At 54.5% G+C, this 14,902-nt stretch carries 14 protein-coding genes; 7 read left to right on the top strand and 7 right to left on the bottom strand.

Annotated elements, in window-relative coordinates; translation table 11 throughout:
- Positions 1 to 172 precede the first annotated feature (172 nt).
- From A3GO_RS25365 to A3GO_RS0111445, 6 genes are all read left to right on the top strand, one after another.
- Positions 173 to 3,880 (top strand): DUF1631 family protein, encoded by a 3,708-nt coding sequence (locus A3GO_RS25365; protein WP_169720400.1) that lies wholly within the window; start codon positions 173 to 175, stop codon positions 3,878 to 3,880.
- A 225-nt stretch (positions 3,881 to 4,105) separates the two neighbouring features.
- Complete coding sequence (locus tag A3GO_RS0111465; protein WP_029133520.1) at positions 4,106 to 5,101, top strand: aldo/keto reductase; 996 nt, start codon at positions 4,106 to 4,108, stop codon at positions 5,099 to 5,101.
- Positions 5,102 to 5,398: 297 nt separating this feature from the next.
- The gene (gene cspE, locus A3GO_RS0111460) at positions 5,399 to 5,602 is read left to right on the top strand and encodes a transcription antiterminator/RNA stability regulator CspE (RefSeq protein ID WP_029133519.1); all 204 of its coding nucleotides are present in this window, start codon (positions 5,399 to 5,401) and stop codon (positions 5,600 to 5,602) included.
- 180 nt (positions 5,603 to 5,782) lie between these two features.
- Positions 5,783 to 6,397, top strand: coding sequence for a LysE family translocator (locus A3GO_RS0111455; RefSeq protein WP_029133518.1), 615 nt, complete (start codon positions 5,783 to 5,785; stop codon positions 6,395 to 6,397).
- Positions 6,398 to 6,402: 5 nt separating this feature from the next.
- Positions 6,403 to 6,915 (top strand): gamma-glutamylcyclotransferase family protein, encoded by a 513-nt coding sequence (locus tag A3GO_RS0111450; RefSeq protein WP_029133517.1) that lies wholly within the window; start codon positions 6,403 to 6,405, stop codon positions 6,913 to 6,915.
- Between the two features lie 139 nt (positions 6,916 to 7,054).
- Positions 7,055 to 7,459 carry a DoxX family protein gene (locus A3GO_RS0111445; RefSeq protein WP_029133516.1) on the top strand — a complete coding sequence of 135 codons (405 nt, stop codon included), beginning with the start codon at positions 7,055 to 7,057 and terminating at the stop codon, positions 7,457 to 7,459.
- Between the two features lie 161 nt (positions 7,460 to 7,620).
- Here A3GO_RS0111445 and A3GO_RS23660 read toward each other — a convergent pair whose 3' ends face one another.
- The 3 genes from A3GO_RS23660 to A3GO_RS0111430 all read right to left on the bottom strand — a co-directional run bounded on the left by A3GO_RS23660 (position 7,621) and on the right by A3GO_RS0111430 (position 10,344).
- Positions 7,621 to 8,226: an NUDIX domain-containing protein gene (locus A3GO_RS23660; RefSeq protein WP_037375228.1), complete on the bottom strand. Its 606-nt coding sequence runs from the start codon at positions 8,224 to 8,226 to the stop codon at positions 7,621 to 7,623.
- Positions 8,227 to 8,552: 326 nt separating this feature from the next.
- Positions 8,553 to 8,807, bottom strand: a complete 255-nt coding sequence (locus A3GO_RS0111435; RefSeq protein ID WP_029133515.1) for a Rho-binding antiterminator — start codon at positions 8,805 to 8,807, stop codon at positions 8,553 to 8,555.
- A 61-nt stretch (positions 8,808 to 8,868) separates the two neighbouring features.
- Positions 8,869 to 10,344, bottom strand: a complete 1,476-nt coding sequence (locus A3GO_RS0111430) for a hypothetical protein (protein WP_037375227.1) — start codon at positions 10,342 to 10,344, stop codon at positions 8,869 to 8,871.
- Between A3GO_RS0111430 and A3GO_RS23655 the strand changes: the two genes are divergently transcribed.
- Entirely contained in the window at positions 10,343 to 10,627 is a 285-nt protein-coding gene (locus A3GO_RS23655) for a hypothetical protein (protein ID WP_037375225.1), read from the top strand. The genes A3GO_RS0111430 and A3GO_RS23655 overlap by 2 nt on opposite strands.
- A gap of 354 nt (positions 10,628 to 10,981) precedes the next feature.
- On the opposite strand, the gene A3GO_RS23650 is transcribed toward A3GO_RS23655, so the two are convergent.
- From A3GO_RS23650 to A3GO_RS0111405, 4 genes are all read right to left on the bottom strand, one after another.
- A complete protein-coding gene (locus A3GO_RS23650) occupies positions 10,982 to 11,668 on the bottom strand; it encodes a PRC-barrel domain-containing protein (protein ID WP_037375223.1) in 687 nt (228 codons plus the stop codon).
- A gap of 392 nt (positions 11,669 to 12,060) precedes the next feature.
- Positions 12,061 to 12,666: a hypothetical protein gene (locus tag A3GO_RS0111415; protein ID WP_029133513.1), complete on the bottom strand. Its 606-nt coding sequence runs from the start codon at positions 12,664 to 12,666 to the stop codon at positions 12,061 to 12,063.
- 252 nt (positions 12,667 to 12,918) lie between these two features.
- Positions 12,919 to 13,836 carry an AEC family transporter gene (locus tag A3GO_RS0111410; protein ID WP_029133512.1) on the bottom strand — a complete coding sequence of 306 codons (918 nt, stop codon included), beginning with the start codon at positions 13,834 to 13,836 and terminating at the stop codon, positions 12,919 to 12,921.
- Between the two features lie 227 nt (positions 13,837 to 14,063).
- Complete coding sequence (locus A3GO_RS0111405) at positions 14,064 to 14,696, bottom strand: tellurite resistance TerB family protein (RefSeq protein ID WP_029133511.1); 633 nt, start codon at positions 14,694 to 14,696, stop codon at positions 14,064 to 14,066.
- Positions 14,697 to 14,902: the final 206 nt, after the last annotated feature.

Raw genomic sequence — 14,902 nt, 5'->3', positions numbered from 1 at the left:
TAGATGTCAGGCTGTAAACGGGTCACCGGTTGCAGGTGGGTGACCCGGCATGGTTTTGTGATATTCTGCTAGACAAGCAAATTTTTCTATCCCGCTTGTTTTAGATCACCGGGACAGTTAGCCACGGCTTCTCCCTGATCCGGAATAAAAAAAACCTGCAATGGAGCGCCTTTTGACTCAGGATCGACGTAAATATCCACGCTTCAAAACCAGCCACCCCGCGCAGCTGATATTCCATGGCTCAGCAGTCACCGACTGCCTGATTAACAATTTTTCCCGGGGTGGGCTCTCGCTCGCCATCGATAGCGAGTTGCTGCGTGCCGTCAGACGTGAAGGCCGGCTCGATGCATCGCATGCGGTGGACGCCGAGGTGCTGTTGAGGTCGGATCAGGGTACCGAGGAGCACCGGATACCGGTGCGTATCGTATTCGCTTCGGACCAGGGTGTCGGTGCCGTCTTCATGCGACCGGATCAACGGGTACTCGGTTATCTGTCGCGGACCTCTCTGGCCGAAGGACATCGTTCAACCGATCCTGCTTCATTCAGGATACTGCGGCAGATCCAGTCGCTGCTGCAGCAAGCCCTGATCAACCGCTATGACGGTTTCATCAAAATTCTGACGGAGACTTTTCTGGAACTGGAGGACCAGGCGTCGCAACAGGAGCAGCCCGATCTGCGCCATGGGCGACAGGCCATGGAGACGGATGCGACTGGGCTGCGGCAGCGTTTCATCGCCGAGGTTGCCGGCAACTGGCAGCAGCTTGAATATGCGGATGTCGGCACGAATCTGCCAATGACTGACAACCAGAGTCTGGAGTTGGTGGATCAGGACGAGTTTGACGAGTGGGCCGCCGTGGTGGCTACCGCCCGGCGCCTGGAGGGCCGGTTGTCGCAAACCCTGTTCAGTCTTTCCCAGGCGATCGCTTATATGATCAAGTCGCCGGTCAATAATGAAAACAATCCCCTCTCCCCCTATTGCCTGCTCTGGGCATTCAAAAAAGCGCAGGATGAAATGCAGTTGAGTGTGCCTGCCAGGCGTACCGCCTACCGGGTATTTGCGGAACAGATACTGGCGACACTGGATCCGCTCTATCACCAGATCTATCAATTGCTTGAACAGCACGGTTTCACGCGCAATGAAAAACTGCATCCACAGTCACCGGCGCTGCCGGAAGCGGCTGAGCAAGAATCAGCGGGCCGGCAGACTCGACCGAAACCTCGCTCCCTGATCGAGACACTGTCGTCCTATATCGGCAGAAAAAAAGCACCCGATGAATCGGCGACGGTTGCTCACAGAGTCTCCAGCAAAACGGCGGTCGCTCATGCCCTGGATGACATGGTCCAGGGTGATCAGCGCAACCTTGCGGATAGGGTCGAACAGTCACTGGGTGGTCATACCGGTGCGGGTGGCGGGGTGGAGTTGTCACTTGAGAGCCGACAGATTATAGATGCCACGGAACAGCTTCTGCGGATGGCGCAGCAGGACCCGCGCCATAACAGCACCATGCGGCGGATTCTGCGTCAGGTACAGCTACCGCTGGCCCGGGCGGCGATTGATGATCCGGCCGTTCTGAATGATGCATCTCATCCCGCACACCAGTTGCTGAATGACCTTGACCAACTGGCGCTGTTCACGCCCTCGAGTGGTGATTCTGCAATCTCCAGGGGTGTCAACGAGCGTCTGGAATCGGTATTGGGGTCGCTGGAGGTGGCGGGTGGAAAGGCCGACCTGGACGCCGTATCGCGGAAGGTGGCAGAGCTTTTGACCGAGCAAAAGTCGGCCTTCAGCGCCAATCTTGAACAGGTGTTGACGGCCTGTGCCCAGGAGCAAAAAACGGCGGCAATCAGCCAACAGATCAGAGAGTTTCTGCAACAGGAGTTGACCGGGTCAATCTCGGTGCTGGTGGACCAGTTGCTGCACCTGGGGTGGGTCGGGCTATTGATCCAGACCGCGACCGAGGGGGAGAAAAGGGCCAAGCATCTGCAGAGCTACAAGAGTGTCCTGATGCTGCTTAATCAGGCTTTGCAGCCGGGTTCACGAAACGCCTATCTGAAGACGGAAAAGTGGCGTGATGTGAGTCGGGTGCTGAACAAGGGTTTTGAGGCCTATCCGCTCTATCGTGAACAATCCCATGCGCTGATAACACAGTTTGGCGAGTGCCTTGAAAAGGGCAGCGAAAGTTACAGTCTGTACAACGAACGTCGTATTGAGATTGATGACGACTATTTTGATCAGTTGTTGCCGGTTACCGCCCAAACCGATGCTACAGCCGACCAGACGATAGTGTTGGATCCGCAATCGGTGCGTCAGTTGGAGCAAATTCGGGTAGGTGACTGGATTGCCGAGCAGCGGCTGCAGGGGCATGTGCGCATGCTCAACCTGGCGTTGCATGAGGCGTCCGACGGACGCTATCTGTTTGTTGACAGTTTTGGCGTCAAGGCACTGGATTGCAACTCGCCGGAGTTGCTGCGCCGACTCCAGTCGGGACAGCTTTCGCTGGTGGAGAATGCAGGGCTGCCAATGGTGGAGCGGGCGGTGGAGCGGGCGCTCAGGCAGAGTTTTGATCAGTTGCGTGAACAGAGCGACCTGGACCCTGTCACCGGCCTGATGAATCGCCGGGCCTTCAGGCGGGCACTGGAGCGGTTGTTGAAAAACAGCCGTCAGACAAAAAACCGCCACACCCTGATCTGTTTCGATGTGGACAAGTTCACCCTGGTGAACGAGCTCTGTGGTACCGATGGCGGTGATCAGTTCCTGGCGAATCTTGCGGGTATCTGTCAAAACTTCCTGAGTGGGGACAGCACGCTTTCCCGTACCGGTGACAACGAGTTCAGTGTCCTTCTGAAACAGTGTCGTCTGGATGAGGGGTTCAGCTTCGCGGAAAACCTGCGCAAGACGATTCAGCATTACCATTTTCAGTGGAGTGGCGAGCGGATTTCGGTCACGGTCAGTGTCGGTCTGGCCGAGATCAATAGTGACAGCGGGCCGGCCGATGAGCTGGGCCAGGCCGCCCAGTCGGCTTGTGAGGAAGCCAAGCACGAAGGCAGGAACCGCTGCCGCTGCTATCAGCATGAGGGCGAGGTGTATGCGCAGAAAAAGCTTCTGGTGCAGTCGGTCCCCCTGATAGAGAAGGCGCTGGAAAATGATCAACTGGAGCTGTTCGCGCAGTTGATCCAGCCGGTGTTTGTCGGCGATGGCCTGTCGGACCACCATGAAGTGCTGCTGCGGCGGATGGATGAACAGAATCAACCGGCCAGTCCGGATCAGTTTATCGAGGCTGCGGAACGCTATGAACGGATGCAGGCGGTTGACCGCTGGGTGGTACAGCGCTTTTTCAACTGGGCCAACAGCGAACTGGCCAGAGGCAGCGCCACCGAGCTGGGCGGCTTCAGTATCAATCTCTCCGGACAGTCCATGGCGGATGAGAGCTTTATCCCGTTCCTGAAGGAACAGGTACAGCATTCCTCCATCCCTCCCGAAAAACTGGCTTTCGAGATTACCGAGACGGCCATGGTCAGCCAGATGGGGCAGGTGAGGGCGCTGATGCAGGAGATCAGGGCACTGGGATGTCAATTCTTTCTGGATGATTTCGGTACCGGCTATGCGTCCTACTCCTATCTCAAGGAGTTTCCGGTGGATGTGGTGAAGATTGACGGTATCTTCGTCAAGGATATTCACGAGGATGAGGTGAGCTATGCCATGGTGAAATCGATCACCGAGGTTGCCCATCACATGGGCAAACTGGTAGTGGCCGAATTTGTCCATACCGAGGCGATATTGAACGCGCTGCGCAGGCTGGAAGTGGATTATGCCCAGGGTTTTTGTATCGGACGGCCGGGGGCGTTGAAACTGCTTTCCCGTTACCAGCCGGTAATCTGATTCAACCGGTAACCGGGGCATCGCCGAGGTGTCGATGCAGGCCGGCCGCCCTGTTGAGGCAGTTGCCACGACCCATCTTTCGCTTCCATGCTTTTTCCATATACAGCCCGGTCAGATTGACAATCAGTTAGTTTATTTATCGTTCAGGCGACCTGATCTTGCTACCGGAGCTATCTGGTATAGTCCCGGATATTAGCAGCACGATGCCTACAGGGAGGCGACAATATGCACACAAGAAAACTGGGGCCTTTCACGGTCTCAGCCGTCGGACTTGGCTGCATGAGCATGTCCTGGGGCTACGGCGCAGCCGACGATGTTACCTCTGAACAGCTGCTGCAGGAGGCGCTGGATGCGGGCTATTCCTTCCTGGATACGGCCGCTATGTACGGCATGGGACACAATGAAGCACTGATCGGTCGTACCCTCAGCCATCGGCGCGACGAGTTTGTCCTGGCCAGCAAATGCGGTATCGCCCGGGGCGAAGACGGTAACCTCAGTGTGGACGGCCGGCCGGAAATACTCAAACAGACCTGTGAAAAAAGTCTGCAACTGCTGCAGACCGACGTGATCGACCTCTATTATCTGCATCGACTGGACCCCAGGGTGCCGGTAGAGGAGAGCGTCGGGGCACTGGCGGAACTGGTGGCCGAGGGCAAGGTGCGCAGCCTTGGACTCTCCGAAGTCTCCAGCGAGACCCTGTGCCGGGCCCATGCGGTGCACCCCATCACCGCGGTGCAGTCGGAATACTCTCTCTGGGTCAGAACCCCGGAACGCCGGATGCTGGCGACCTGCCGGGAGTTGGGGGTCAGTTTTGTCCCCTTTTCTCCGCTCGGCCGCGGTTTTCTGACCGGTTGCGCCCGGGATGTGACCAATCTGGAAGAGGGGGATATTCGCACCAATGTGGCCCGTCCACGTTTTGAGCCGGAAAACTTCGCCGCCAATCAGCAGTTGCTGGAACCCTTTGGCGAGATTGCCCGGGAGCAGGGCTGCAGCATGGCCCAGCTTGCCATTGCCTGGGTGCTGGCGCGTGAGGATGGGACGCTGGTTCCGATTCCCGGTACCAAGCATATCGAGTACATGCGGGAGAATGCCGCCGCGGGGGATATCCGCCTGGAGCCAGCAGTGGTGGAGCGGCTGGATGGGCTGATCAATGACCGGACCGTCAAGGGTGCGCGCTATAACGCCCAGTTGATGGCATCGATCGATTCTGAGAAAGATTGAGGTCAGTCGGCTCCAGGGGATGCCCTGCCTCACACCCGGTCAGCGCTGATCTACTAAAGGATGATGCTTGCGGGCGCCGACTGCCCAATTCCGTCGCAAGGGCGATTATTGGTCCCGGTTGTCCTATAATAGAAAAAGTCGCTTGTTTTTTTATTGAGTTTTCAATAGAGTGCGCTACATTGCAGTGTACTTGTAGTTTTTCGGCAGTTATCCTCTCGCAGTTCGTGGCAGATTCTTCCGTAAGCGCTTGGCAAGCGTCTGCATATCAACGATTAATTTTTACAGAGGTTTAGCAACATGGCTACAGGCACAGTTAAGTGGTTCAGCGACGAAAAAGGCTTCGGATTCATTACCCCGACCGATGGCTCCAAGGACGTATTTGTTCATCACAGCGCCATTCAGGGCGGTGGCTTCAAGTCACTGGCTGAAGGCCAGACCGTCTCCTTCGACGTCGAGCAGGGTCAGAAAGGCCCCAGCGCGACCAACGTCGTCGCCCAGTAAAACGGGATCAGGATGCCTGGCATCCTTGAAAAGCCCCGCCGGATGGCGGGGCTTTTTTTTTGCCTGTTTTCCACGGACAAGCCATAGTCAAAAAGGTTGGGCACAAAAAGCCGATCCAATAAGCTCTGTTACACTCAGGATGGTAGATGCAGAACTCAGCACGAATCGGATGGAGTCACCATGTTCACAACGGAATTTCTCATCACTTCACTGATTATCGTCATGCTGCCGGGCACCGGGGTTATTTACACCATCTCTACCGGTCTGTTTGTTGGCCGACGCGCCAGCACTGCGGCCGCAGTGGGTTGCACCTTTGGCAGCATCCCGCATCTGCTGGTGAGCATTCTGGGATTGTCGGCGATTCTCCATTTGAGTGCGCAGGCGTTTGTGGTGCTAAAGTATCTGGGCGCGGCCTATCTGCTCTATGTCGCTTGGACCATGTGGCGGGACACCGGTCGTCTGAACATCGAGGAAAAGCGCTGCCAACGGGGTATGCGGGCGATTGCCGTCAAGGGTTTTCTGATCAATATTCTCAATCCCAAGCTCTCCATGTTCTTTATCGCTTTTCTGCCGCAGTTCGTGCCGGTCGGTTCGGTTTCGCCAGTACTTCACCTGATCCTGTTGAGTGGCATCTTTATGCTCATCACCCTGGGTGTGTTCCTGCTCTATGGTCTGTTTGCCGGAACGGTTCGGGATTATGTCATTAACTCTCCCCGTATTCTCAACCACCTGCAGCGCAGCTTCGCCGTGGCCTTTGCCGCCCTGGGGGCCCGACTGGCGATGGCTGAACGGTAGTTAACATGTACTACTTCGCCTATGGATCCAACATGTCGACCCGACGGTTGAAGCAACGGCTCAGTACGGCCCGCCCGGTATCGGTCGCGACCCTGCCGAGGCACCGTTTGTGCTGGCACAAGCAGGGGCGGGATGGTTCAGGCAAGTGCGATGCCGCCCATGCCGGTGATGACGCCCTTGCGGTGATGGGAGTGCTGTACGAAATGGCGCCGGAGGAGCGGCCACTGCTCGACCGGATTGAAGGGGTAGGGGCCGGGTATGAGGTGATCAATGTGCGGCTGATGCTCCGTTCAGGCGAGTTCGTACAGGCCTTCACCTATCAGGCGACACAGATAGATGCCTCCGCATTACCTTTTCTCTGGTACAAGACCCACGTGCTGCAAGGTGCCTATGAGCATGGACTGCCTGATGACTACATCGCGCAACTGGAGGCGATTCCGGCGCTGGACGACCCTGACCGGGAACGCCACCGGCGGGAGTTGCTGATCTATGATCCTGAAGAGAGGTTCTTTCGCTGATCTAAACGCCTACTGGGCTGGTGGGCGTTTGCGCCGGTTTTGATTGACTCACCATTGTTTCACTTTGAGCTACTATTCCTTTACTTGGGAAGAAAAAGGTACTACGTCATCATGTACCCCCTGCAAAGAGGAAAAACCGATGTTTCGAGCACTGCATAACGATGCCCTCGGCAAGTTAATCCTGCGCCTGTCTGTCGCGGTCCTGATACTGTTTCATGGTGTCTCGAAGCTGCTGAACCCGGGCTCCCTGGGTTGGATTAGTGACATGATTGCCGGCTATGGTCTTCCGGCGTTTCTGGCCTATGGCGTGCTCATTGGCGAGGTTATCGCCCCCCTGATGGCCATCATCGGCTGGCATACCCGCCTGGCCGGCCTGCTGATGGCGGGCAATATGCTGGTCGCATTTCTCCTGGTCCATACCGGTGAAGTTTTTATGCTCACGGAGAACGGAGGCTGGCAACTGGAGCTGCAAGGCATGTTTCTGTTTGCTGCGCTGGCGGTGCTCTTTTTGGGCAGCGGGCGCATCGCGCTCAAGCCAGACTGAGCAGATGCTCAAGTGGGCGTGCCCCGTATGCAGCGGTTATGATGTGCGGCATGCGCAAGGCAGGGAACGCCGCCCTGTTTTACAGGCTGTGATGTTACGAACCGGCTACCTGGTTTGTTCAGGGGACTGCGTGAGGCAGACATGCCGTTGTAAAGAAATTATCAGGAGGGGTTTCCTTTCATCTGATCGATATGAGTATTACTCAGCCACCCAAGCGCCAGGCCGGCCCACAGGGAAAGTGGATGTGTCTGTGGCAAGTCGAGCGCCTCTGTTCGGTCCAGTGCCAGTGGACGTATATCTTCCCCCTCATGCCCTAACCCATGAAATCCGGCAGCCGATGACGCATCTACTGTGGCGCAATAGATATATACTTGCTCGCTCGACAAATGCGGAGCCGTGAGATAGGTGCCGATCAATTCAATCGAGTCGGGCGTCAACCCGGACTCTTCGGTGATTTCGCGTGTTATCGCCTCGAGTGGTGTCTGTCCGGGCTCGATGCGCCCGGCCACGATGTCGATCAGCCAGGGGGAAACACCGGCGACGTGTGCGCCCGCACGATACTGCTCCACCAACACAACCTTGTCGGCGGACGGATCGTAGAGCAGGGCGGCGACCACGTCACCCCGATGCAGCACTTCACGCACCAACGGACCGATGGTGCCGCCGTCAAAGCGGTCATGCACTATGGTAAGACGGCGCAATTCAAAAAAACCCGTGTAGGCTGCGCGGGTGTCGAGAATATTTGCCTTTAGTTTTTTGTCTGCCATTGGGTAATTATTATTCCTTCCATCCCCTTTGTCACATGCTGTCCGCTATTGTTCAGGGATTCTGACCCGAATGACACAGGTGCTATGCTCCATATCGGATTTTCCAACATATCAGGATTATCCGATAGCTGCCGTACAGCAATAAAATTAATCCCACGCTTGTTAAATTGAAGAGGGTTTAGTAGTTCTTGTCGTATTTGAAATCAATCATGGCAAAAAATCACACCAATCAGGGAGTGTTTGCAAATAGAGAATTGCATTTAGTGGCTAGCGAGTCTGTGAAAAACCCGCCATTACAGATAGTGACAGTCGCCTTTTTATAAGGCTTAAAGCCGTTTATCAAAATCCACCTTCTCGAAATGCGAATTGGGCTTAGTGGCGACCATGCGGAGTATCTGGTCCAAAACCACCAGTTGCTCATTGTTTCCTGTTTTGAGTTTGAGGCACTCCGCTCGATCCTGATTGCTCACTGTATCTATAGCTACACCAGCCAGTTCTTCACCCGAACTCAGCGTCAGGATCACTGGCAACTTGTACATACAAGCAATTTCAACATAATCATGTTGGGCACAAGAAATCATTTGAGATTACCTTTTTTACTTCAGCTTTAAATATCCCTTTTCGTGATGGAACTGATTGCGGTCAGGTTTCGCTATTGCACTCGTCTTGTTTTGCGGATATTGAGTCCAGGCTTTCGGCCAAACTGTCCAGCTGCATATTATTCAGGCACTCCATTGAGGCGGAGTCAGTCTGGCAGGTGCGCCGGGATTGGCGACCCACATAGTATTCGACAATATCCTTGCCGGTTATGTCACAGTTGACCTGGGTGCAATTCTCAACCGCAACACAGGGAAAGGGTAGTTTTAACTTGATCAGGTTAGGATTTTCGCTGCCGCCATTGAAACTGATAAGACGTTTTTTTTGCTCCTGCACCATGGCCTCCAGTTGCTCTTTCTGATGCACGGCGTCAGGATCAGTTCTGGAAATCAGTCCGAAGAAAACAGGCACTTCGGTTGGTATGCCAGCCAGGCGCTGAATATCCTGCAGGGTGCCAAAAATGTCCCGGCGGTACTGAATCACCTGATCTTGTAGCGTTTTCAGCTGCTCTTCATCTTCACCCACATATTGGTCCGGATTATCGAGTGCGTCCTGAAGGGTGTGCTGAACGGATGTGAGGGTGTAATAGAAATTGACCAGCAGGGCGTCTTCCGGATCATCCGCGGTATTCATGGCAATGGCGTGAGGCCAGTGAGGCAGATCGCTGTAAGCAGTCAGGTTCATGCTGTGAAACTGGGGACCGGCTTGTGCTTCAGAGGGGAGTTCATTGAGCTTGTTGAGAAACCCCTCCTGATTCATGGGTATCTTGCCTCCGGCTCCACCGATCTGGGTAAAATCCACGGCCACTTCGGTTGAGCCATTTTTCTGGTCTGTCGCCGCAGTAGCACAGGCGCTGGTCTCCCCCTTGGCACCCCATGCAGATAACTTTGCTTTCACGCAGCCTTGCGCCGACTGGGCCTTGGATCGGCTCTTCGACTTCACGGTCATGACAGCAATCAATTCCGCACCGCTGTATATCGCCGATACGAAGGAGTCACCGCAGAGACGTTCAAATTCTCGAATATTCCTGGCACTGCCGTCACCCAGAATATCCCGTGCCTCTTCGGTGAGGTGAATTACGGGAGACACCTCACTGCTATTCACCCACCAGGGCGCCTTGGTGCTGCTGTTTCCGTGCAATGGGAAGGCTGACCGGACCGGATCCAACGGCTGCGATGGTCCGACAAACAATACCCCATTATCCACGGTCGCATGAATCAGCAGAGTATTGGAGGAGCTGGTCACTTTGGTGTTTGAGGCAAATTTTCCCTGCGCGCTGGCGGAGCCAACAGCAGACTTGATCGACATGCCCGCCGAAACACTAAGCTGCTCCATCAGTTCAGATGTGTCGGATACCTCTTTTAATTGCATGCGAATGGTTTGACCCTCTTCCTTGACCGGGGCAAATCGGATGCAGCGGTTGGGAATGATCTCGGCGCGTTGTGAGTCCCAGCCCAGACCCAACTCGACCCCCGACTCGGGTGTCCCCATATTGATGGTGCCCGCATTAGTGGTTGGCATGAACAATAAAGCGATGGTGATTGCACAGGTTTTTGATCTTATATACATCGAACGCCTCTTCAACCTTGAAGAATTTCTACCACATTCCGTCATTATAGATATAAAAATCACTTTGTACGGAAATGGCATTGCAAGCGTTTTTCGGCTGGCGAGAGGAATGACTGTGCCACCACCATTGATGAAAGCCTGCCGGTTCCGGTTGCCATGGCTACCGGTGGTGCTACCTCAGGCGGCCCTCCGTGTCACGCCCGGGCAACAACCGCCGGTAATCACAATGACTTAATAAACCAGGGAACGATCCTCGATTTCCTGTTTGCGTCGTTCATATTCCTACTCGTTTATGCGACCTTCACGATAATCTTCCCGCAGTGAATCCATGGCGCGTTTGTTGGAGTATTCGTAGGCGGCACCACCGACAATCGCACCAGCTGCCACCTCTCTCGTTGAGCACGCTGTTGGTCCAAGAGAGAGGGTCGACACTGCTAATAAAATAACCAGACCAAGTTTATACATGGCATACCTCACTTAAATGCTCCAGACCGCAAGTCTCCCCCTGTCAACACAGGATCAGTTTTCGCGATAACAAAGGCTATGCAAGGGTGTGCCGGACCGCTTGCAGAGTTGTGGGAATATCAACTCAATAAGCCTTGTCCTTCTGTTCCTGATGCTCAGTCGGCTTATTATCCTCCATCTGCTCAAAGGCACTGAACTCTGAACGGCTGAGCCGATGATCGCCATCAGTATCGAGATTCTCCCAATCTTTAATCATGGGTTCATTGTATTTCAGCGCCTCATCCTTGGTGATGGCTCCATCCATGTTTTCATCCAGCAGGGCAAAATTGTCCGAGCGGATATCCAGATCGCTCAGCAACTGGTCATCTTCCAGATCCAGGTATTTCGCATCATTGTAGGGCTTGGCATTTTGGGGGTCGTATTCGTTCATCGATGTCGCGATGTACAGTTTATCGTCGCGATAATCCACTCGATCCAACGCTACCGGAGTCAGTGTGTCACCAATTCCAAACAGACCGCCCACTGAAATGATGGCGTATAACTTGTTCGTCTTTGAGTCCAGCACGACTTTATTCACTTCGCCGATCTCCTCGCCCTTCATGTTATACAGATCCATGCCTTTCAGTTGGCCAACCTGTCGATTCAACAGCGCACCGCTTACCACCGGGCGGGTATAGTCCATGATTTTATCCGGCTCACGCCGATCGAGCGCACTTGCTTCCGGGGTATCATTACCGGCGGCAAGAACCCCTGAGCTCAATACCAGTGAAACTGCCGCAAAGATCAACTGTTTTCGAAAAGATGTTTTCATCTGTCTTCTCCGTGGTTTCCCTGTTTCGATGTGGTTCAAGATATGGCACCCGGATCAATACCGTGTGACATTTTACTGATATTTTGAAGTGAGCAATTCAGATGCCATTTTTTTTGGCTTGGTCATTCCATACTCTAAGTACGGGGTAATGGTGGGGAATTCAGGCGGACCAGATCAGAACAGGAAGATGACCGACTATGGGGAAATTATGCGCGCGCTATCAATACAGTGGGGGATTTAACCCGGCGTTGGGGCATATCTAACGGGTGATGGTCAACAGGAATAGTGAAAAAATTACTGTTCAGTGTGCCTTTTTCATTCCCTGACCAACCCCTTAGTTGCTTTCAGCCTATAGGTTGGGGCGAGCCTGGGAAACCAGGCGGCTTGCCAGTTTAACCGGGACGATCCTCGAGGACTTTAATGCGCTGTTGAAGTTTTTCCAGGTCAATTTTATATGCAGCATTGTTAATGCCTTTTGGGATGGTACAAATAAGTTTTTCTCCCTGGTATACACGGATATTGTTCCGGTCAAAACCAAAACTCGGATTGAAAGATGTGGTTTCAGTACTGGAGCCTCCCAGCGATTGTAATCCTTTGACTATGTCTGCGGTGGCAAAGGCTGTGGCGGCGATTGCCAGGCTCACGGTCAGTCGGCTTGCATCTGACTCACCCAAGGCGACCCATGCCAAAGTGACGGCAAACACAATTTCCAGGAATATAAAAAACCTTGGGTAGCCGGATTTGATATGAAAAAGTACGACGCCGAATGACAGGAACGACAAAGCTATTCCCAGTTTGATGATGGGGTTTTCAACCCAGTCCTTAACCAGAGGCCACAAGCCGACTGTCCCTGCTGATAACAGAATGGAGCCCACGGCAAAGGCAATGAACAGGAGCGATAAGACAATGCTTATAACCAGTAGGATTGTGATGAGTAGTGCTGAGGATTGTGGTGTTTTCGGGTCGCTGTCCGCTTCAGAAGTCTCTGTTTTTGACATCTCATCAGGCTCCTACAATTGGTTGGCTTTGTAACGTCCTAAAAAACAGCTTGAGATGTGGGCGTCTGTCTTAATTGTATATGTCGTACTTAAAATATTTTTAAGTTTGATGCCGGTTTATAGAATATATTCCATTCATCTACAACTTCAGTCATGTGCATGGCCACGACAAGCCTGTTTCAAAATGCACTACACCTTACCAGGTGTAGACTCAATACAGTCTAGCTCTGTGAATGGGATGACCGGGACTGATCACAGTAGTAGCCGCGCAATAAACGGCATGACCAGGAAGGCCAGAAGTGTCTGAAAAGTGATTATGGATGCCATGGTAGCGGTATCTCCGCCCAATTGCCGAGCCAGAATATAGGCCGATGGGGCGGTCGGTACCATGAAACAGATAACCAGGGCACCAGCGGGTACGCCAGAGAGTTCTGTGACAACAATGAGCAACGCCGTCGCGGTGGGTTTCAATCCGAACTGGATAATTGAGGAAACCAGGATAGGGCCGATATGTCCGCGTACTGCTTCCGGTTTCAGGGCGGCGCCCACCGCGAGCAGGCCGAAGGGCAGGGCAGCCCGGCCGATGATCTCCAGGATATCTTCTGCTATACCGGGCACCCCGATACCGCTCAGGCTCAGGAGCCAACCCAACGCACAGGCAAGGATTAAAGGGTTTCCTATTACGTCACGAATGATGAGTTTCCACCCCTTGCGTGAGCGCGTGCCCCAGACGGCAAAGGCGGAGATGCAAAGCAGGTTGATCAGAACGATCATGAATCCGGCCGTCACCGCACCCATCGCCAGCCCGTCCACACCAAAAAAGGCCTGGGCCACCGCCAGCGCGATATAGGTGTTGAAGCGGACACCGCCCTGGAAGATCGACGTGAAGGTTGCGCCATCCACCGCCGCGCCAAATTGCCGCCAGGCGATGAGCAGTGCCGCGGCCAATAGCAGAGTCCCCACTACCACCAGCAGCATGGCCGACCAAGGGGCTCCCGCGAGGCTCTGATTGCCCAGGGTGCGGACAAGCAGTGCGGGGAAGAGGACGAAGTAGGTCAGCTTCTCCATCCCGGACCAGGCGTCGTCGGGTAAAAAATGGCTCCGCTTCAGGCTGTATCCGATCAGAATCAGAACCAGGATAGGGGCCAGGGCCATTGCGATATCGCTCATCGGGCCATCGTCACTCGTTGGTTACGCCAGGGGTGGGATTATTCCGGTTATTAGTCGGGTCGTCCAGTTGGCAGAGAGGCTATACTGTATCCGGCTGGTCCATTCTTTAACGATATTTTATGCAACGGGGTCGGTCGTTCTTGACGTTTGGGTGAACGACCCCGAAATCCAGCCTGGGCTCATCGACCCTGGCTGTCGCGTTGCCCAACGTACTCTAATTCTGCGGTTCAATTCGATGGATTGCCCAACGCCTCCCGCTCCAGGCGCTGTTTCAGCTCGGTATCCAGGCCAAGATGTTCGGCCAGATGGTCGAGATAGGTCCGTTCGAGAAACCCGCTTTCGCCAATCACCAGTGCGCTGGCGAGATAGACCTCGCTGGCCAGCAGTTTGTCACCCGCGACTTCCGCGGCGATCGCCTGTGGATCGAGCGGGGTGTGCAGTTCCGCCTCCACCCAGGTGCGTAGTGACCCTTCGCCGCCGTGGCGTGCGATCTCCTGATCGATCAGGGCGCGTTCACGTTCGTCAATATGACCGTCAACCCGCGCCGCGGCCAGCACGGCGCGCAGTACGACGCGGCTCTCGGTGGCCGCGTTTGCCACGGGCGCCGGTGGGCTACTGTCGGATGCTGCGGAGTTATTCTGGTTGTAGGCGCGCCATGCCATGACTCCCAGCGCAGCCAGGCCGCCGTATGTCGCCAGCTTGCGGCCGGTCTCGCTGCCCAACAGCAGACCGACCAGACCGCCGGTGGCTGCGCCCTTGCCATAGTCCGTGATACCTCCTTGCGATGTGGTTATTCCGGAATCGTTGAGAAACGACTTTCCGGCACCAAGCAGTTGATCAAGCAAACCTCGGGTATCCATGTTTAACTCCTTACAGGGATAGGTTGAAATGACCAATTATTACTCGAACGACTGAACTGAAGCTGAATTTTTATCCCTGGTGGATCATGCGGGGCGGTAAGGATTTCGTGGATTCGCCGCGGTGTTTTTGGTGAGTCGAATTCGTAGGTCCGTAGGTTGGAGTGAGCCTGCGAACCCCAACGGTTTGCAGTTACAGTTCTCGCAGT

Source organism: Sedimenticola selenatireducens DSM 17993 (assembly GCF_000428045.1).
GTDB lineage: Bacteria > Pseudomonadota > Gammaproteobacteria > Chromatiales > Chromatiaceae > Sedimenticola > Sedimenticola selenatireducens.
The sequence above is the reverse complement of the archived record's forward strand: the minus strand, read 5'-3'. Positions and strand labels throughout refer to the sequence as shown.

Bases quoted from the DNA above. Each gene is read 5' to 3' on its own strand.
- A3GO_RS23655 (WP_037375225.1), top strand. From the start codon at position 10,343: ATGAACAATAAAGCGATGGTGATTGCACAGGTTTTTGATCTTATATAC.
- cspE (WP_029133519.1), top strand. From the start codon at position 5,399: ATGGCTACAGGCACAGTTAAGTGGTTCAGCGACGAAAAAGGCTTCGGA.
- A3GO_RS0111445 (WP_029133516.1), top strand. From the start codon at position 7,055: ATGTTTCGAGCACTGCATAACGATGCCCTCGGCAAGTTAATCCTGCGC.
- A3GO_RS0111435 (WP_029133515.1), bottom strand. From the start codon at position 8,807: ATGATTTCTTGTGCCCAACATGATTATGTTGAAATTGCTTGTATGTAC.
- A3GO_RS0111415 (WP_029133513.1), bottom strand. From the start codon at position 12,666: ATGTCAAAAACAGAGACTTCTGAAGCGGACAGCGACCCGAAAACACCA.
- A3GO_RS0111465 (WP_029133520.1), top strand. From the start codon at position 4,106: ATGCACACAAGAAAACTGGGGCCTTTCACGGTCTCAGCCGTCGGACTT.
- A3GO_RS0111430 (WP_037375227.1), bottom strand. From the start codon at position 10,344: ATGCCAACCACTAATGCGGGCACCATCAATATGGGGACACCCGAGTCG.
- A3GO_RS23660 (WP_037375228.1), bottom strand. From the start codon at position 8,226: ATGGCAGACAAAAAACTAAAGGCAAATATTCTCGACACCCGCGCAGCC.
- A3GO_RS0111405 (WP_029133511.1), bottom strand. From the start codon at position 14,696: ATGGATACCCGAGGTTTGCTTGATCAACTGCTTGGTGCCGGAAAGTCG.
- A3GO_RS0111450 (WP_029133517.1), top strand. From the start codon at position 6,403: ATGTACTACTTCGCCTATGGATCCAACATGTCGACCCGACGGTTGAAG.
- A3GO_RS0111410 (WP_029133512.1), bottom strand. From the start codon at position 13,836: ATGAGCGATATCGCAATGGCCCTGGCCCCTATCCTGGTTCTGATTCTG.
- A3GO_RS23650 (WP_037375223.1), bottom strand. From the start codon at position 11,668: ATGAAAACATCTTTTCGAAAACAGTTGATCTTTGCGGCAGTTTCACTG.
- A3GO_RS0111455 (WP_029133518.1), top strand. From the start codon at position 5,783: ATGTTCACAACGGAATTTCTCATCACTTCACTGATTATCGTCATGCTG.